The sequence below is a fragment of the Bradyrhizobium sp. CCGUVB14 genome (assembly GCF_024199935.1).
GTDB lineage: Bacteria > Pseudomonadota > Alphaproteobacteria > Rhizobiales > Xanthobacteraceae > Bradyrhizobium.
On the sequence record NZ_JANADS010000001.1, the window covers coordinates 1,600,098 to 1,620,160 of the forward strand.

6 protein-coding genes and 2 pseudogenes are annotated in these 20,063 nt (G+C 59.8%); 3 read left to right on the plus strand and 5 right to left on the minus strand.

Features of this window, described 5'->3' with window-relative positions; genetic code table 11:
* Positions 1-460: 460 nt before the first annotated feature.
* Both NLM32_RS07565 and NLM32_RS07570 read left to right on the plus strand, forming a co-directional pair.
* On the plus strand, positions 461-9,091 hold the full coding sequence (locus tag NLM32_RS07565) for a shikimate kinase (RefSeq protein WP_254128562.1): 8,631 nt from the start codon (positions 461-463) through the stop codon (positions 9,089-9,091).
* 21 nt (positions 9,092-9,112) lie between these two features.
* Positions 9,113-9,505, plus strand: coding sequence for a hypothetical protein (locus NLM32_RS07570; RefSeq protein ID WP_375143628.1), 393 nt, complete (start codon positions 9,113-9,115; stop codon positions 9,503-9,505).
* Positions 9,506-9,588: 83 nt separating this feature from the next.
* On the opposite strand, the gene NLM32_RS07575 is transcribed toward NLM32_RS07570, so the two are convergent.
* The 4 genes and pseudogenes from NLM32_RS07575 to NLM32_RS07590 all read right to left on the minus strand — a co-directional run bounded on the left by NLM32_RS07575 (position 9,589) and on the right by NLM32_RS07590 (position 16,366).
* Positions 9,589-10,200, minus strand: a complete 612-nt coding sequence (locus tag NLM32_RS07575) for a hypothetical protein (RefSeq protein ID WP_254128564.1) — start codon at positions 10,198-10,200, stop codon at positions 9,589-9,591.
* Positions 10,201-10,352: 152 nt separating this feature from the next.
* Positions 10,353-12,881 carry a S8 family peptidase gene (locus NLM32_RS07580; protein ID WP_254128565.1) on the minus strand — a complete coding sequence of 843 codons (2,529 nt, stop codon included), beginning with the start codon at positions 12,879-12,881 and terminating at the stop codon, positions 10,353-10,355.
* Entirely contained in the window at positions 12,871-14,079 is a 1,209-nt protein-coding gene (locus NLM32_RS07585) for an AAA family ATPase (RefSeq protein WP_254128566.1), read from the minus strand. Before NLM32_RS07585 ends, NLM32_RS07580 begins: the two co-directional genes overlap by 11 nt.
* Positions 14,080-15,020: 941 nt before the next feature.
* A pseudogene (locus NLM32_RS07590) lies at positions 15,021-16,366 on the minus strand (IS1380 family transposase).
* A 148-nt stretch (positions 16,367-16,514) separates the two neighbouring features.
* On the opposite strand from NLM32_RS07590, the pseudogene NLM32_RS07595 reads away from it, so the two are divergent.
* Positions 16,515-17,820, plus strand: a pseudogene (locus NLM32_RS07595) (DUF2130 domain-containing protein).
* A 1,667-nt stretch (positions 17,821-19,487) separates the two neighbouring features.
* Here NLM32_RS07595 and NLM32_RS07600 read toward each other — a convergent pair.
* Positions 19,488-19,859: a hypothetical protein gene (locus NLM32_RS07600; RefSeq protein WP_254128567.1), complete on the minus strand. Its 372-nt coding sequence runs from the start codon at positions 19,857-19,859 to the stop codon at positions 19,488-19,490.
* Positions 19,860-20,063: the final 204 nt, after the last annotated feature.

Below are 20,063 nucleotides of genomic sequence, written 5' to 3' on the forward strand. Positions count from 1 at the left end.
GGCGAAGAAGCGTGCCGACGAAGTTCTTCGAGAACACCAATCTACGCGCTTGGCACTCGGGCAGCTCTTGCTCGATTAGCTACTTGGACCGCCGTTCCTACTCGCATCAATGTCGCGGAGGGGAAAAGCCAAGATCACCGCGCCACACCTGTCTCGATCTTGCCTTCGCAACTCCCGGACGAGTGGCTTAGTTGGGCGAATGCAACACCACTCCGGATTGCCCGCTTTGCGCAGGTCAGGTTCACGTCAGTTGACGTGGATATCTTCGATGCCACACTTCGATCAATTGTGCAGAAATGGTCTGCGCTTTTCGGGTGTGGCGAGCCATGTCTCGTTGGCGCAGCGTAAAAAGCTCCTTTCTGATCGGCTATCGAACAAAATCGTTGATGCCGTCGCGGCTGGACCGCGTGTGCGCCGAACGTTCTGATCGGCTAATTCTCGCCTGTCGGGAGGGCGGATTTTGACTCGAGTTGACCGACCTGGGAATGCATCCAGTGAACAAGAAGCGCACTGGACCAGTGCAGCATCAGATGTTGGCGGCGCAGGCGATGGCCCGACGTTCAGTTCTGTCGTGCAAGGCTTGCGCACCGAAAATCGAAATTTGGGAGCGCCACCCGCTCAAGCGCCATCCGCTCAAAGCCCGCCTCCGGCTGGCAATGTCCGACGTAGCAATGTCCGACGCGGCGCATGGGCCGACCGCACCGTTGATGCGCGTGACGACCATCTGCAGGACGACCAGCCAAGTTCCCGCTATTTGCCGTATCGCGTCGCGCCAGATTGGCGAGAAGGTCCGTCGCGTTCCGGCGCCGAGAGCCGAAGTGCCGATCAGTCCAGAAACTCACAAAAAATTGCCTCCTCCTCGCGCAGGCAATCCGTATCCGGCCTGGAGCGCGAACCCAAAAGGCGGCGCACAGATGACGTCGCCACGCAGAGCACGCAAAGTGCAATCTCAGAACAACAATCTAATGCAGCTCTAGACACGATTTATTACGCCCGTGACATCGTTGGATTCTCATGTGCCGTAGTAAAGCATGACAAACAGCTGCAAAGGGCTGGCGACGAGATTTATGCGACATTCGTACGAAAGGCCGCCGCCCACTTCAGAAGTCAATTTGTCCCTCGCTTCGAGGACGATATCCGCCGGGGTAAATCGTGGGGCTACGCGACGGTATGCAACGTGGTGAGTCGCGAGGTCGGAGGTCAGGAAGGTGTCGGGGCTTGCAAGGCGATGGCGGCTCGCGTGTCGCAGTGTCATGGTGCGTTGTTATACGAAGTCGAGCCAAAAACGCTTTCGCTTTTGGCTGCATCATTTGGTCGGCATCCGCAATCGAGGACATGCCGCAATGGAACGATCAGAATCGCCGAATTTTGTCGCGACGAAGACGGGGCACTTGGGCCGCTGAATAGTCAAGGTCTGTCGTTGCTGGTGAACGGTTTCAGCAAGTGGGCGCAACGGGAGGAAACTCGTGAGGGCACGGAAGCCGTCGCCCGTGAGGTCCGTCGTCGCGCCGACCGCCGTTTTCGGCTCTCGGATTTTGATCAGCAGAACTTAGCGAACCTCGTAAACGGTTTCAGCAAGTGGCCGCATGCAGCCGATTGTCGCGATGCTATGGCCACGCTCGCCAGTGAGGTCCTTCGCCGCGCTTCCAGTGACTTCGGCCTCTCTGCCTTTAATCACCAGGACTTGGCGAATCTCGTGAACGGTTTCGGCAAATGCCCGGAAGAGGAGGCCTTTTGCCAAGCGGCAGTCAGGATCGCGGACGAGGTCCTCCGTCGCGACCGCCGTGCCCGGCTCTCTGAATTCACTCACCAGGAACTGCCCAACCTTGTGTACGGTTTCAGCAAATGGCCGGAACAGAGGGCTTCTCGCCAAGCTGCAGGCGCGATAGCCGGTGAGGTTCTCCGTCGTGACCACCGCGCCCGGCTCTCTGAATTCAGTCAGCAGGAACTGGCGAACCTGGTGAACGGCTTCACCAAGTGGCCGCAAGAGGCGTCGTCTCGCCAGGCGACCGGAGCGATTGCCGGTGAAGTTGCTCGCCGCGCCGCCCGCGGGTGTGGGCTCTCTGATTTCAATCACCAGGACGTGGCGAACTTGGTGAACGGCTTCAGCAAATGGCCGGAAGAGGCGGTCTGTCGCCAAGCCACAGCCAACATCGCCACAGAACTCTCTCGCCGCGCCCCCGAGCAAGGGCTCTCTCATTTTAGTCCGCAGGAGCTGGCGAACCTAGTGAATGGGTTCAGCAAATGCCCGGACGATGCGAACTGTCACCAGGCCGCGGTGGCGATCGCCAGTGAGGTTATTGGCCGCCGCGCCCAACTGTCTAAGTTTACTTACCAGAATCTAACGAATCTGGTGAATGGCTTCAGTAAGTGGGCGGACGGGGCGGACTGTCGCCACGCCGCACTGGCAATCGCCAACGAGATCTGTCGCCGCGATGACCAGCTCTCTCATCTTACTCAGCAGGCGCTCGCGTCATTGGTGAACGGGTTCAGCAAGTGGCCGGAAGAGGTGGCGTCTCTCCGAGCGAGTGTCGCGATCGCCAGTGAGATCGCTCGCCGCGCTGTTCGCGGCGAGTTAGGGCTCTCTGACTTTGATCGCCAGGGGCTGGCGAATTTGGTGAACGGTTTTAGCAAATGGCCGCAAGAGACACCCTGTCGCCAAGCCACAGCCAACATCGCCACAGAACTCTCTCGCCGCGCCCACGAGGAAGGGCTCTTTCATTTTACTTCGCAGGAACTGGCGAACCTGGTGAACGGGTTCAGCAAATGCCCGGACGATGCAGACTGTCACCAGGCCACGATCGCGATCGCAGGCGAAGTTATTGACCGCCGCGGCCAACTGTCCGATTTTAATTACCAAAATCTGACGAACCTGGTGAATGGTTTCAGCAAGTGGCCGGACGGGACGGACTGTCGCGACGCCGCGCTCGCAATCGCCAGTGAGATCTTTCGCCGCGACGACCAGTTGTCTCATCTTACTCCACAGACGCTGGCGACATTGGTGAACGGGTTCAGCAAGTGGCCGGAAGAGGCGCCATCGCGTCAAGCAGCAGGCGCGATGGCCAGTGAGGTGCTCCGTCGTGACCGCCGTGCCCGTCTCTCTGAATTCCGTCAGCAAGACCTAGCAAACCTGGTAAACGGCTTCACTAAGTGGCCAGAAAACGAGTGGTCTCGCCAGACCACCGGAGCGATTGCCGGTGAGGTCCGTCGTCGCGCCGCGCGCGGCGAGTTCGGGCTCTCCGATTTTAATCACCAGGACTTGGTGAACCTGGTGAACGGTTTCTGCAAGTGGCCGGAAGGGGCAAGAAATCAGCGAGCCGCCGACGCGATCGCGCATGAGGTCCTTCGCCGCGGCGCCCAGCTCCGTGATTTTACTCACCAGCACCTGACTAATCTGGTGAATGGCTTCAGCAGGTGGCCGAACGCAGCGGGTTGTCGCGAGGCGACAGTCGCAATCGCTGGGGAGATCCGCGGGCGCCAGCTCTCCGATTTTGCTGCACATGAACTGGCGAACTTGGTGAACGGTTTCAGCAAGTGGCCAGAAGCGCCGGCGTCTCAGCAAGCCGCCGTCGCGATAGCGCATGAAATCCTCCGCCGCGGCGCCCCGCTTTCTGACTTTGACCATCAGCATCTGTCTAATTTGGTTAACGGTTTCAGCAAGTGGCGGGAAACTCCAGATTGTCGCGACGCTACGGTCGCAATCGCTGCGGAGGTGCCCGGCCGCCAGCTCTCTGACTTTACGCCGCAGGGACTAGCGAACCTGGTGAACGGTTTTAGCAAGTGGCCGGAAATGGCGGCCTCTGGCCAAGCCACAGTCGCGATCGCCGACGAGGTTTGTCGCCGCGGCGCGTGGCTCTCTGACTTTAGCCACCAGCACTTAGCTAATTTGGTGAACGGTTTCAGCAAGTGGCCGGAAGCGGCGGAGTGTCGGGGCGGCACGGTCGCAATCGCACGGGAGGTCCTTGCTCGCGACATCTGGTTTTCTGATTTTACCTCGCAGGAGCTGGCGAACCTGGTGAACGGCTTCAGCAAGTGGCCAGATGAGGCGGCGTTTCAGCAAGCCACAGTCGCGATAGCGAACGAGGTTCTTCGCCACGATGTCCGACTCCGCGATTCTACCCACCAGGAGCTTGCTAATCTGGTGAACGGTTTCAGCAAATGGCCGGAAGAGCCGGCCCCTCGCGACGCCACGTTCGCGATCGCGAGCGAGGTACTTCGCCGCGCCGAACTCTCTGATTTTGCTCCGCAGTGGCTAGCGAACCTGGTGAACGGTTTCAGCAAATGGCCGGAAGCGTCGGCCTCTCGCGACGCCACGTTCGCGATCGCGAGCGAGGTACTTCGCCGCGCCGAACTCTCTGATTTTGCTCCACAGGGACTGGCGAGTCTGGTGAACGGCTTCAGCAAGTGGCCGGACGAGGAGGACTGCCGCAAAGCCGCGGCCGCGATCGCCGAGGAAGCCCGTCGGCGCCAGCACGCTGATTTCGCTCCACAGGTAGTGGCGACCTTGGTGAACGGGTTCGCCAAATGGCCGGAAGAGGCGGCGTGCCGGCAGTCCACGATGGACATTGCGCGCGGCCTAGGCGTTCGAGAGTGGCGATTCGGTGTGTTCACCACGCCTCAGCTGAGTATGCTCGCCAATGCTCTGTCGCGAACGATCATGAGCACAGAGGACAGTGGGGAGATTACGGAGGCTGCTCTCCCGAAGGATCGGTTGCACAAGCTCGCCCACTACCTGTACTATGATCATGATCGTCTGGAACAGGCAGACGTTCTGCACATCACAACCATTTTCAAGGGGCTAGGTAAGGCTCGGCTGGTTGATGATCTCGGTTTGCTCGCGCCGACAGGCTTGAATCGGCTGTCGGAATTGCGTCAAGCCCCTGACTTTTCGGCCAAGAACGATCTGGAAACCATGGGCAATCTCTGTGCTGCTCTGCTGCCGCTGGCGCGTAGCCCACAGAGGCCGCTACGCTGGCACCGCAGGCAGGCCCTCAACCTGCTCAACGACGTCCAACCTGTGGTCGAGCACAAGATCGAGGCGCATCTGAACGCAAACGATGCCGAGCGGATCCGTGGGCCGCTTGCAAGCCGCTGTCCCGCTTTATCGATCTATCAGACGCTCAAGGCTCGTGCAGTCCTGGAGAGATTGTTCAGGTCACCGTATGTCGAGGGCAAGAGGCCCGAGTTACGGATCAGGCAGGAAGAGCTGCACGATGGGACCAGAGAGATCTTGGCCGGGGCGCGCGACCTGATTCAAGGCGATCTTTCCAGCATGAGCTGGAATCTGATTGCGCAGATCGAGGCCGACAGTCCCGTAGATGCGCTGGACTTATTCATGGAGCAGGATGCGGCGGCGATCCAGGCGCAACATCCTGCGTCGGTCTTCGACGTGCATCAGGTCTTGCGATCCATGGACCACGCGCCAAGAACTCCGCAGGGTGACGCGGGACTGATGCAGCTGCCTGTAGTGGACATGCAGGGGCGGCCGCTGGCCAAGGAGCCGGAGATGCGGTATTCGATTTTTCATCGCCTGACCTCCGGAGTCCTTCCGGTGGTCGCGGTGCAACTGCCAGCAACACCGAGCGCGTTCATGCTGGCGCGTACGGTGAACGTCAACGGAGTCCCATACCGCATGGACCTGTTCGGCGGCAGCAAGTTGAAGCCGCCGCGACTGACCGTGTCTCAGGTGGCAGCCCGTGCTCCAGGTGAGCCAGCAAAACCTAGCGGGGGAAAGCTTCTGGCGATTCCCTATGCCGAAACCGCACCGGGCACCGCCTTCGAGCAGCTGTCTCGCGCCTGGGCCCCTTTCAAGGAGGCCTATTATTACACTCAGCGCAGGGGTTTTGCGGCGCCTCCCGCGATCAAGGATCTATCTCCGCATGACTACGCGCTTGAAGGCGCGTTCAAATTGGCATTGCTGCCGGACCGCCCGACCAACGAGGAGCATCCCTTCAAGCTGAGGGGGCTAGACGGCCCTATCGCGTTGCGACCGCATGATGGGTGCGGCTTCATCAGGGCCTCGCTAGCCAACCTTATGCCAGCTGTGCGTCGCACCGGCCAACAGGAAGGCCCTGACCGGGTGCTCGCATATGGTGAGGCAAGGCATTCGGTCCTGCCGGTCTCGGCGCTGCAACATTATCCCCGTAGCGAGCAAGTGGCGGATGAGGTGCGCGAGAAGGCCAGGAGCTGGCTTGAGAGCCGGAAAGATCATAAGCTGACATCTGAGGAGCTGTTTCGCACCGTGACCGCCGGACATATCAATGGTCTGGGCGCAATCGCGATCCCGTCCGCAGACGGTCGTCTTCATGTGCCGACGCTCAAGAGCGGGATGTTGAGCGGTGGCGGCGTGCTGATTGGGCGATCACCTTATGACAAGCCTAACCTGCGTCCGCTCGCCCCCGACCAGGTCAGGTCGCCTGCTGATGTGGACCCGACCGCAACGTTCCTCGATCAGTGCGTGACCATCCAATACAGTTTTAATGTTGCCCAGAAGTCGGGGAAGGAGTTGGCAGCCAACGATCCGACGTTCTTCGCAAAAGGGCTTCTGATCGTGGTGCCGGATGAGATGTGGCCGACCGACTTCGCCGACCGGGCGCTGGTGATGTCTGCCGAGGACGTCAAGTGCCATTCGAACTGGACCAAGAGCAAAGACCGCGCAAAAGTAGACACAGCGATCGACTGTGTCGGCATCCTCCAGGCGACTGAATTGTTTGCCTCAGGCTCGGTGGTTGCCGTGCCGCCCGATGAACAGAAGAAGCTTGACGGCGACTTCGACGGGGATAGCCTTCTCATCATCGGCGACCGGCCGCAGCTTTACGAGCATGTCGGGCAATTCCATCAAGAGGAGCAAGCTCGCGGATTGCGCTCGCTCAAGCCGCCAAAGTCGCATACCCCAGCGATTGAGGACGGTCATTACAAATTCGGTCGCGCCAGTCAGATCCTCGCCGCCACGCGGAATGTTCTTGAAATATACACCGGCCTGCAGCGAGGCTTTCTGGCTCAATCCAATGAGGCCCGACAGTGGTTTGCCGAGCGTGCCATCTTCGGCACCTATGAAGGCGTTCACCAAGAGCTCAAGCGAGGAATCGGAGACCTCTTGGAACAGGAGCAAGTCAGTGTTCAGGACGTCCAGGACAAACTCAAGAAGGCGCGGCACGAGATCGAGCTGGCAGACCATCCGGTCGCGCGCGAAATGGCCGAGTTGCTCGTCACCGAGCTCGAGGCATGGACCGAAAGGCTGGATGAGCAAGCCCTGCCCGGACAACTGGTGCCCGAAACAGCGGCCAGCGTGAGTGAGACACAGCTCGCCTTGAGCCAACCGCTCTGCGAGCTGTTCCCGGAGCTGGCGGAGGTCTATCCGGCAACGGCTCAGCCACGCGACCGTATCCAGCTTATCGTCGATCGTTACCCCGTGCGCATCGACCCGCGGCCGGATGGTTACAATCCGCACGATCTCGTCCAAAGTGCAAGCAATCTACTGAGCCTCGGTATCAAGGTCGGGACTGACGCCTATAAATCCGACACCGGTGCCCACACCTTTATGATCAAGAGCGGGTATCTTCAGCGTCTGCTGCAACAGACACCGGGGTTGAAATCAGTGCCTTACGCCAAGAGCGTCGCGGCTGCCCTCAACCAGGGTCAGTTCGATGTTGATGCCACCTTGGACGATCTCAAGGACAATCCAACGCTGGCGGCTTCAGTTATGCAAGTCTCGATCAAGCTTGCAGCCGAGCAAGGCATTCTGCCTGAACCCTCGCGCCGAGAGCTTGCTGCCGATGATTCCGCGACGACGATCACGTTGACACGTGAGCAGGCTGCACAGCGCGCCCAAATGGAGGCTTCCCGCGCTCAGGCCGAAGAGAACAGCATTACCGCTATGGTGGGCTCGGTCGCCGAAGCCCTCAGACGGGCTAACATAGAGGTGAAGATGCCCCATCTCGCTGAGCGTTTGAGATCAGAAAGCTCGATGACAGACCAACTCGCCGGCATGCAGGCCCCGTCTGAGGCCAGCGTTCAGCTGATCAGCAACGCTGTACGCCACGTCCTCGAGCTCCCTGATCGGGATTTTACGCGTGCCGTCAAGAAGGCCATTCTAGCCTTTGACGAGAGCGGCTGTGCTGAGGTCAGTACGACCAATTGGTTCAAAGCCAGATCACCGACCTTCGTCGGCATCAAGACTGTCTTCGCCACGACCAGCGGCTACCGCTTCGAGGTGGAGTTCCACACGGCAGACAGTTACACCGCCAAGATCATCAATCACGACACTTACAAGGAGCTGCAGAAGCTGCAGGAGGGGCAGCGAACGAGCCGAGAGCCCTCGGACCAGTCAATGGCCGAGCCACTCTTGGAGCGCGTACGACAGGCCTGCAGCAAGGTTGTCGTTCCCGAAGGAGCCACATCAATCCCGCATTGGGAAGCCGACGCGGGTGGTACAGCCGGTACCAGCCTCGTTCGCCGGTTGCAAAAGTCGCCGCCGGGCCGTACGGCACACTCCGCGATCGCAAGAGAGGTCGTTGGCGCCCTGGGCGCGCGGCCGGTCGTGCTCGTCGGCATGCCGGGTGCCGGCAAATCCGCTATCGGCTCACATCTTGCGCGACGGCTGGGGTTGCCTTTCATCGATTCCGACAAGAAAATCGAGACAATGGCTCGTCTGTCGATAGCGGATATTTTTGCAACCAAAGGGGAGCGGCATTTTAGGGACCTCGAGGCGAGGTTGATCGCGGAGTTTCTCGAGCGAGGGCCGGCGGTGTTCGCCATCGGTGACGGCGCGTTCATGCGCGAGGAGACGCGGCGCTGCGTCGCCGAGAAGGGGGTTTCGATCTGGCTCAATACGGACGCAGGCGAAATCAAGAGACGCCTTAGGCGTGACACCGCTCGACCGCTGTTGCAGACCGAGGACCGAGCGGACAAGATCACGCAACTGATCCGCGAGCGCGCGCCGTTCTATCAACTTGCCGATCTCACGATCGTCCCGGGCCAAAAGCGTGACAACAAGAACGCGGATCAATGCGTGGCCGCGCTGCATGCACATCTTTGCGGCGAGCGCGGCGCGGACCGGACACCGGCCAATGTCATGGGAGCGCCGTCTTGACCTCGCTGACCCTACATAGACATATACGATGTCGATGCCAGGACAGCTAAACGGGATGGGCGCTTGCGGGATTCTGGGCGATTGATCCGCTTTGAATTCGAGGGCCACTCATTCCCTCTCGTTCCGCCGAACGTGTTCTATGATTGGCTGTACCTGACAGCAATCTACCCACACCGCGAGTGGCTGAAAGAGCGGATTGTTATGCAGGAACGGTTCGCCGGCTTCACCGATATTGAGTTCAACCCAAGCAAGTCCATCAACTGTCAGGCCCGTTCATGCGCTCTATTTGTGGCACTGACTGAGCGAGAGCTACTCGACGAGGCAATGGCATCGCCAGAGGCCTTTATCAAGATCGTTAAGGCTGACGACGATTCATCGATCGCTAAAGAGAATGAGAACAGACTTGCGCTTTAGCGTCGGAGAGCTCCCAAGAGAACCATCGATCCTCAAATCGCGATGGCAAACGATTATATTCTTACTTGCCCTCGCATGCTTGATCATGGCGCAACCTTCTTCTTTCGACCTCCTTTGCCGACAAGAATGATAGGCGCCCAGTTTACATCCGCCTTAACGCCGCGGAACTCTGCCTCTAGCTTATCTTGGTGGACAAGAGCATCGGTTGTGTAAATGACTGCAAAGAATGTGCGCCAGTCATCATGCCCGCTGTAGCCCTTCATGTCGGCATAGATCTCATCCAGCGCCTTTTTGACTTCGGCCTCGGTGTCAGCAAATTTGTATTCCGCCGCCGCCATCAATGAGCGGACGCCCAAATCGGGCTTATAGACCTTCAGCACTTGGGCTACCGGAATTTCTCGTACCGCGTCATGAAAAGCAAACTTCAGAACGTCGTATATCGCGGCGCGTACTTCGGCTTCGCTCGACGGTTCGATGCCTTTTGCCCGGATGATTGCGGGAGTATTTTTCAGAATTGTCTCGAACACGCGGAGGCCTGTGACCGCGCCGCCTTCGGCGATCGTGGCAAGCGAGTCATAGAAACCGTGCGCTTTCCCGAGCGTCGCGCTACGAAGCCCCACGTCCCATCGCGTCGGTTCCATGGCGGTGACATCTTTTGTGGGTGGGCTTTCCGCAACGATTCTGGCTGCAAGCAAGGGCAACCCGAGAAGTTCGGCTGAGATAGCAAGGTCTCGAAAGTAGTTGCGTTTCTTGACTCATATCGTCCTGCGCCCGCGGTACCGCGGCGAATTTCTTCGGATCATTGAAGCTTGCTCGCTTAGGGCATGCTTAGGTGCCTCGGCCTGCACTATCGCCCCCGAGGACGCACTCTCGTTGCGGTTCTAACATCTTGCGCTACGGCGTTGCTCGCCTGCAGCCATTGCCGCATCTCGCGAAAAACCGGCCGATCACCCTCGGGATCTTCAAGCGTGAAGACAACAGCGAAGGGCACGCCTTCGACAGGAAATTGTGCTTCGGCCCGAACGAGGCTTGTGACTTCCAAGCGCCATTGCGACGAGCTCCCATTCTCGACAAGTGCGCTCTCATATTGCTTCGCCGGCCACCATTTCAGACCATGATCAATGAGAGCTTTTTCAGGTATGGCGAGATTCGTCGACTTTGGCAGGTATCGGGCTGCGATTTGATTGGTGAACCGAACGCTTCCGTCGGACGCGGGCTCTGGCTGACGCTGCTTTAGCGCAGCTTCCAAATTGACGCGAACGAACTCAGCACCAAACGCTGGATCGAGGGGCGGCGCATAAACCAGGGTTATCCGAGCGCGACCGGAGCATCTTCCGCCCGTGACGAGACTCTGCGGCCAGGTGAATGGGAAACGGAGAATGACAGGCTTCTTCTCACCAATGCTAAGGCGGCTCTGGAATAACAGAGTGATCTGATGATCATCTGTTTCCAACATCCTGCTGACGGCTTGCGGCTTGCCGAAGCCGGCAAATTGCCTGCCGATCTCCCTGAGACCACGTTTCGTAAGCGGCTCAGGCATCGTTGCGTGATGCAGCAACATGGCCCGGAGGGCTTCAACAGACAGGCCTCCCTCGGTAGCTACGTCGAGGCCCGCAAGGGTGCGCGCAACAAGCGGCGCGGCGAAGCTCGTTCCGACAACACTCTGCTTGGTGCCCGCGGCCGATACCGATGAAAGCCCGGTCGGTCGTCCGGGGCGACTGCCGCCTGCTCCGCCATAGCACGCGACATCGGGCTTGACTCCAACCTGGAGACCCGGCCCGCGCGTGGTATAAATGGTAGGCGCGTCCGTGATCTGATCGGTGTTCGGTGGATTCAGGGCTCCCACCGAGATCGACCTGACGCTCTCGGCTGGCTTAAAGATAGTGTCTGGCGAGGTTCGTGACGCGAAATAATTGATGACGTCGACCGGACGCGTTTGCCAAGCGGAGCGCGCTTGGGACGATGGCAGATTTCCTGCAGAGTTCACGAAGATCACCCCATAGGCGTCTGCTATCTGATCAAGACGGGAAGCATAGATACCGTATCGATGTCGCTCAACCGCCGCGACTGCATTGATGGAGAGATTGAAGACTCTGACGCCGTGTTCGGTCTTTGCTTCAGCGACAGCCTGCTCGATCTCCTCAAGGAAGTCGGAGAATCCCCTGGGGTAGCGGGCCATAAATGGTCCGCTCGGGTAGAGCGGTATGTCGTAGAGATTGCAACCATTGGCCTCGGGCGCGACGGTTGCGCCATTAAGCGATTGGCCGACCGTCAGGAGGCCGGCAACGTTCGTGCCGTGAACCGCGTCGTATTCCCCGGATGAGAGATAGTCGAAGCGGCCTGTCACCCAGTCATCAAGAATTGCAGCCACCCCTGAATCAATGACACCGACGACAGGGTAGATCGATTGGTCCTGGGGAACTGGGATTGAAACAGAATCAGCAGCCTTGTCCGCTTCCGGGCTTGAGCGGTCGTCGGTCAGCTCGAGCAGCACAGGGGGCAAAATCGCACGCACCAAAGGGTGCTTCTGGAGCGCCGTGAGGGCGGCCTCGTGTCTTTCAGGATTGCGATCCATGGAGGATAGATCGACAGCAACGCCCGTGTCGCTTCCTGCCACTCCTGTTCGGTTGTCGATCAGTGCCCTCGCACGCTGGGTCGTCAGTTGCACTTCAAGAACAGGCGTCCGCCCGACTTCAAAAGCGAGATAGCTTCGCGCTCCCATACCGAGCGACAGCAGCAGATGTTCGAGCGAGCGCCGCAGTGCGAATCGTCCAAGCGGGTCATCCGCAATCACTCTTTCGAGTGGCGTCTCGAAAAGTTCGACCTGGTACCCGGAAACGGCCCGAGGATCCTCGAGCGCGGCGAGCGCGGCCGCGGTGGAAAACGAGCGCTTCTGCTCGGCAGGCGCAATCTCAATCGTTTCAATGGCGCCGACTTCGGCGCGCGCGATGGTGGGGGCCTTGTATGGCTGATTGTCCGATCGCCGATACTTGATCTCGACCGAGGGCTCCGCCTCTTCAATGCGCCGCCGCAAGCCTCTCAAGTAAATTAGCGGCGCTCGGAAATAGAGCGTTCCTACCGCGTCAGCTCCCACGCACGGGAACTGGTCCGGCTTGAACAACCACCAGACGGGCCGATACGATTTCGCCAGTGCCTCGTTCCGCATCTGGACCTTGAGGTATGCGGCTGGGCCGTAGGGGCTCTTCCTGATCTCGTCGATGATCCGATCGACCGCGGCCAAGAGCGAGGTCTGATGCGCGACGAACGCCCTGTCGGCGCTTTCAAAGAAGTCCTTATTCCTAGGTGGCTGGCCGGGGTCTGGCGCCTGATGAAAATCTCGGTCGTTCAGAATGATCTGGACAGGATTATTGGGCATGCGGGGCCTCCATCAGCGGCAAGTGTCGCTTCGCCTTCTTGAGGTCACTCACGCGCGACTGTCCGTAACCCGTCGCCTCCCCGATTTCGGTCTGCTTGAGCGAAAGGGCACCATCATTGGCGATCAGGCTAACGAAGGCCTCCTGATCAGCTGCAAGAATACGCGCCGGAGCATGATCATGATGCGGCGTGCGAGCCAGGACGGCACTCAGAGAACGGAACAAGCCTGGCCCATCGTGCGATTCGCCGCTGAGCGCCAGTGTTCGCTTAACCGCCGTGCATACCCTCTCGATGTCGGCTCCTGTGCGCCCCGCCAGGCAATAGGAGAATACCCGCAGCGTTGAACTGGGTGCATCGATTGGCTGCAGGAAGCGCGAAATCAGACCTTCGCGCGCGCTGTCATCGGGCTCACCGAGTTGAAGGTGGGTCTCGAATCGTCGCCAAACAGCTGGGTCCAAAAGCCTATCATGATTAGTGATAGCAATCGTGACGCCGAAGCTTCGCCGCAGATCGAGATTTTGGAGAAGGGTGTTTACCACGCGCTTGATCTCGCCGATCTCCTGCGGATCATCCCTGAGCTTCGCCAACGCATCAAACTCATCTAGGAGCAGGACGCAGGCATAGCGATTAGAAAAATCGAAGAGATTGGCGATGTTGCGCGCGGTCGTTCCCAGGAACGATGAAATGAGGCCGTCGATGCGCGCAGTGACAAGCGGTAAATTCAATCGGCCAGCGATATAATGGGCTGTGACGGTCTTTCCCGATCCGGGTGGACCATAAATCAGCAAAGTGCGCGTGGGCGACACCCCGATCGCTTGCAAGGCGGCCTCATTGGTCCATTCGCGCAATAATCCCTCAACCGTCTCCAGCATACTGCTAGAGTAGACAGGGGCGCGATTACCTTGACTCGGAAAATCGATCGAGCACAACCGGGCACCCGTTTCTCTATCAATCGGCGGACTGACGCCAGGTTCGAGTATCTCGCCAGAGACCTGACCACGGGACATCTCCACGCGGCTCGGCACCATTTCCTGCGTATCCCGCGTAGCAGCTCGCAGACGCTGCAAAGTGGCGACCTCCTTCGCCTCTCCGGCCTTTTCCAGGCGCTCGCAAAGACGCAGTACCTGCTTGTCCAGAGCCTCTCGGTCTCCGGCAAGGCCGGCGCGAATGATGCTTTGGACAACCGCGAAGTGCTCCATATCGTAAAAACCGCCATATGAATCTGCTGCAGCCGATTCATATCGATTTTCGCCTGATTCGGCAAGACCTCAAATAGCAATGTATCGGCTGTTTAGCGGTTTCGATCGGCGCTATCGCCATTGGAATCGGGATATCACCCCTTCCTATCGCAAGTTCGGGGGTTCAATCGCCGACGAGGCTGCTCGACGAAGGCAGGGATGCCAACACGCGATCCGAGCGCATGCTGCGGCCATTCACGCCTAAAGAGCAGAGGTTGAGGATGGCGACCAAGCCAATCGACAATGAACGACGCGCGACGCCGTGGCAAAGGTATTGGAGGAGCGCTTCGCCGAGCGACGTACGAATGCAACCTCGCCGGAGGACGAGCGGGTCGGCCCGCCAGTCGAATATTCGACCTGGCGGGGAAGACCTATGCGCTCGAGCGCACCGTCGAAGCCTTTGACGGACAGATTCACAGGGACATCGGCTTCGACGATTCGTCGCGCCCATCGCCAGCGCGCTCGATCGCCAGATGCCGTCTCCCGGCGGCAGCATCGCCTCACCTTCGCCATCCACCCCGAGCAAGGGGCTTAAGCCGAAGCGCATCGCACGGGTGCAAGCCGCCATCGTTGCCTGGGTGCACGCGGCAGGCGCCATGCATGCCGAATGCTCGGAGTTTCACGCTGGTTTCAGTGGAAAAGCTGCTTCGGATGCTGACAGCGTTCGACCAAGACGTTGAAATAACGGTAAAGCCACATCGGAAGCGGGGCGAATCCGGCCGGATCACGTTTATTCCGGCCTAGCCCGTCTTATTCATGATTGCCGGGCGGGCTTCTGGAACATTTTCGGTCAGGGTTGAAGGCGTGCGCGAACGCTACGGCTTTGACGCCGTTTTTCGACCGAACTTCGTGAACGCGTTGGAGGACGGCGGCGGGGTGACCAGGGGCTCATGCCCCGCGCCTCAGGGCGCTTGCGGGGCCAGAGCGTTGGCCAAGCCGCGGAACAGGTCGGCGTCGGGGCACGCCGCAGCGAAGGCTAGACGGACGCGGGTGGCGGTCTCGATGACGCGGGCTGCGATCTTGAGAAGCCTGAGCCTGATCGTGTTGAACTCGGCCGTTGCCAGATCACGCGGCTTCGGGATGGCATCGCGCACGGCGAGGATGAGCCAATAGGCGGCGGTGTGGAAGACGAGGCGGACCTGGTTGGCGAGCGCCGAGCGGCAACTGGTGCGATCGGAGGCGAGCTGGGTCTTGTGCAGCTTGATCAGGTTCTCTGCCTGTCCGCGTGAGCAATAGAGGCTGTCATAGATCCACTCGGCCGAGCCGATATTCAGGCTGGTGACGACGTAGCGGACGTCGAGCCCTTGTTGGGTTGCCTCGATGCGAGCGATGACGCGGCGCTCACGATGCCAGGAACCTGCCGCGTGGCGGGTCTCGGTGTAGCCGCGAACCACGATCTTGTTCTCGACCGCACGTTCGGTTCGAACAGCATCGCAGACCTCGTCGACCTTTCTGGCGAGCGGCTTGGTGCCGGCCAGCGCGAGGATGTAATCGACGCCGTTTTGCTCGCAAAAAGTCATCGCCTGTGGGCAGGCGTAATGGCTGTCGCCGCGGAAGGTGATACGCGTATCGGGCCAGCGCCGGCGAATGCGCCGAACCAGGCGGCGCAGATGTGCCCGCACCTCGATGCCGCTCGGCGTCTTGCCGGGGCGCAGCATGACCGCAACAGGCCGGCTGTGCTCGGTGTCGTAGACGTGGATCGGCAGGAAGCAGTACCCGTCATAATGGGCGTTGAACAGCGAGAGTTGCTGACGGCCATGCACCACGTCGACCGTGTCGTCGATGTCGAGCAGGATTGCGCTCGGCGCTCGCGCGTAGCTGTCCATCCATAGGTCAACCAGCGTATAGCCCAGCCGGATCACCTCACGCAGGTGTGTGGTGCATTCTCCAGGCGCGATAGCGTCGGCTGCGAACACAGATCCCGGCCAGTATCCGGCAGTCGGCCGCAAGCCAGCTTGAACGCCGGATCGCCGCGTAAACGATCGAGATCATTGCCATCCTCGTAGCCGCACGCGATGGCGAAGATGCGGGCGCGGATCATATCCGCAAGGCTGTGCACAATGCGTCCCGGATCGCGCCGCTCGGGGAATACACAGGACAACTTCGTGGCCAAGCCGAGGCGCTGGTCCGCCATGGCCAGAAGCATGACGCCGCCATCCGAGGTCAGCCCGCCGCCGTCAAACGCGGCTGTGAGCTTCTTGCGGGAAACGGCTGGAAATGAGAACGGCAGACTCGTATTGTCGGTCATGGCGAGTGTGGCGGCGGCCCGGATGCGCGGAGGGTGGGTGTTAGCAACCGAATCCTACGCCACCTCAGCGGCTTATGCCACGCTCGCCAGCCTCTCAACAATCCGCTGATGAATAAGACGGGCTAGCGCAGGCTGAAAGTGAGGGTTCATGACATTTCACGCCAGCGCGGCCAGTAGCGCCCATGAACCCACTCTTCATTGTCCAAATTGCAATCACGAGATTCGCCTAACCGAATCCCTCGCCGCGCCCCTTCTCACCGAAACCCGCCAACGCTTCCAAGAACAACTCGCCAGCAAGGACGCGGAGGTCGCGCGCAAGTCCGAAGCGCTGCGGCAAGAGCGCGAACAGCTCCAAAAGGATCGCGAGCTGATCGAAGACCAGGTAGCTCGACGGTTGGCGGCCGAGCGCAGCCAGCTCGTCGCTGCGGAAGCCAAGAAAGCGCGCGAGGCGGCCGCAGCTGAACTGCAGGCGCGGACAAACGAATTGGCCGAGCTCCGGCAGGCCCTCGAGGCGAACAACGCCAAACTGGCGGAGGCGCAGCAGGCACAGGCCGAGCTCATTCGCAAGCAACGGGCGTTCGATGAAGAAAAGCGTGAGCTTGATCTGACCGTTGAGAAACGTGTCCAAGCCTCGATTGAACCGAAGAGCGAGGCAGGAAGCTGACGAAGCCGCTCGACTGCGCGTCGCGGAAAAGGACCAGACCATCGAGTCGATGTCCCGCACGATCGAGGAGTTGAAGCGGAAAGCCGAGCAAGGATCACAACAGTCTCAGGGCGAGGTCCTGGAGCTTGAGCTTGAGGGTGTTCTTCGCGGCCGCTTTCCAACTGCCCTGATTGAACCGGTTGGTAAAGGCGAACTTGGTGCCGACGTAGTGCAGCAGGTTAATGGCTCTATAGGCCAGCCGGCAGGCATCCTTCTCTGGGAATCCAAACGCACCAAGGCCTGGAGCGATGGGTGGCTTGGCAAGCTCAGGGACGATCAGCGCCGCTGCGGCGCCGATGTCGCGCTCATCGTGTCGCAGGCGCTTCCGAAACACGTTGAGCATTTCGACCTGATTGATGGAATATGGGTAACGCATCCCCGATGCGCTCTGCCGGTTGCGGTGGCTCTGCGTCAGGCGCTTATCGATGTCACCGGCTCGCGCCTCGTGCAGCAAGGCCAGCAAACGAAGATGGAGCAGGTCTACCAGTACCTGACGGGGACGAAATTCAAGCAGCGGGTAGAAGCTGTTGTCGAGAAGTTCAACGACATGCGTGACGATCTCGACAAGGAACGCAAATTCATGGGCCGCCAGTGGGCCAAACGTGAGACGCAGATTTTGGCTGTTATCGATTCTACAGTTGGGATGGTGGGAGATCTTCAAGCCATCGCGGGCAAGGCCATGCCGGAGATTCCAAGTTTAGAGATGCCACTGCTGGAGAATAGCGCCGAACCCGAGCGAAAGGCAGGATGAATGACTGGGGGGCAGGTCAGTTCCCTCCTCCCGCTACTAGATGGCAGTCCTCCTACCGACATTGGCTGAATTGTTGAGCAGCGAATGCGGACTCAACCGGTTGGCCCTTGTCGCGGGCTGGGCCTGCTCATCGAGCCATGCAGGCTCTTTGCTCCCGAGCCATGCGAGGGCGGTTGCCACCGCACATTTGGCGCAGCCGTCGACGAGCTTTGCCCGCGGGCGGCAGTCGATCGGTAGATGGTCACTTCGCTGCCTTCAAAACCGCAGAGCTTGACCTCGGTCCACAATTGCGACCCGCGGCGTTCACCCTCCTCCCAGCGCTTTTCCAGATAATCTCGGAAAGGATCAACGAGGACGGATGCTGCGGGTCGCTGCCGGTGCTCAGGTTCACCGCCTGCAGCAAGCCAGCGCTCGACCGTCCTCACGCTCATGCCGATCCGCGATCCCGCGCGACGACAGGCCGTCGACGTGCAAGTCGATGATTTCGGCATAGAGTGAACGGTGATGGCTGCGCCAAGTGCTGCGCAGCTGATGAACTCTTGTAGAAGGCTCTAAACGAGCGCACATTGCAGTGACGCACCATCCCATCAGCGGACGACGAGGGCATAACGCCCGCCAACTCGGCAGCCCGGACTTTGAGACGACGTCGGCCCTCATCGAGAGCCGACGCAGCTTCTGCTTGCATCCTGTTTGTCAGCGACAATCACTCGTTCAGTTTCGGGTAACCCGAACGTCGTTTTGCCTGCCTGACGGGCCCAACGTTGCCGTGTATGGCACGCCACCAATGGTGAAATTCGTCTGCGGCCGAGACGCGCTCGGTAGCACGTCCATGTAGTGCATTCCGCGCATGAGGTGCTCAGGCGCCCGTTGATCGCCGTGTTGCCAGACCGGGACGTAGATTGCTAGATCTGGCACGGGAGGCGGCGCGTAGGGCATGTAGGGCGCCCCCGAAACCGGTGCTCCAGTGCCTTGGTCCCACGATGGGCTTGGCTGATTGACGCTTGGTGCTGGCGAAGGTGCCTCCATTCCGCGCCAAAAACTCGACGTGTTGCCCCAACTCTCGGCCGGCACCTGGCCCCGTTGATCCACCCCCGCCCAAAACTCCCCCGAACTGTAACTGGCCGCCGCAGAAGCGCCGAGCAACGGCACCGTATCAGCCGCGGCCCAAAGCTCTTCCTGGTTGTAACTTGAGACCCGCGACGGGGATGATTCACGCACTGGCGACGGGGATTCATGCACTGGCGACAGAGCAGGCTGATGCACTGGCCGGCTCGCGCTACCCCCCGTAGCACCCGACGTACCCTCTCCAAGAGTCTCACGGTACTTCTTAAGCATGCGCAATCCCGCCTTGACGGAGCGGTCACCCGGACACAGGTCGTTAGCACAATCCTTCAACGTCTCATCGCTGAGCGCGGAGAGAGACAGCCCGCGACGGGTGTGAAGCGCTTCAGATAGTTTACGGAGACCCGTATTACTGTGGTGTATAGTGTTCGTCGAAAGCCCCCCCGCGGATCTGCTGCATGATGCTGCTCGATCGCGCCTCGCGAGCCACATTACCTGCCCGCTCGATGAGGTCGGCGTCTCCGGGAGCGGCTCCATACCGCGCCAGAGTATCAGGAGTCCCACGGTACAGCCGAAGCATGCTCAACCCCTTCCTGACCTTGGTTTCACCCGGGAACAGTTGCTGGGCATAAGTCTTCAGCGAATCGTCGTCGAGCCGAGAGAGAGAGACAACCCGTAATGGTCGTGAAGCCTTTCAGATAGCATGCGGAGACCCGTTCTGTTTTAACTAAAGATGCGTCGCTTATGGTTCTGCTCGGTGCCGCATGACCCGCCCTGTCGATGAGGTCCTGGTCTTCAGGAGTTGCCCTATACCGCCTTCCATAATCCGGAGCGTCCGGCTGGGCAGCCTCTTCGAGGTGCTGCTCAAAGACGCCTGGCGCAGCCTCGTCAGGTTGTTCCGCCTGCTGCTGCTGTGCCACCATGGCGTAGTACGCATTTGGGTCGAATCCAAATAGATTGAACTTGCTCGGGTCCATCTTAGTCTCCTACGTTCGTCCATCACGTAAGAATGCGGCCTAGATGCTACTCGGGCCGGCTGTCGGGGAGCTGACGAACAGCCTACGTAGAGGGAGCACTGAACCAGAGCGGGCGTCCGCTCGGCAATCGGGGTCCTTCAGGTTGTTTCGAAGTGGCCTCCGCATCTACACCAGCTTGAGCTTGGCATCTTCATCAATTCCGTT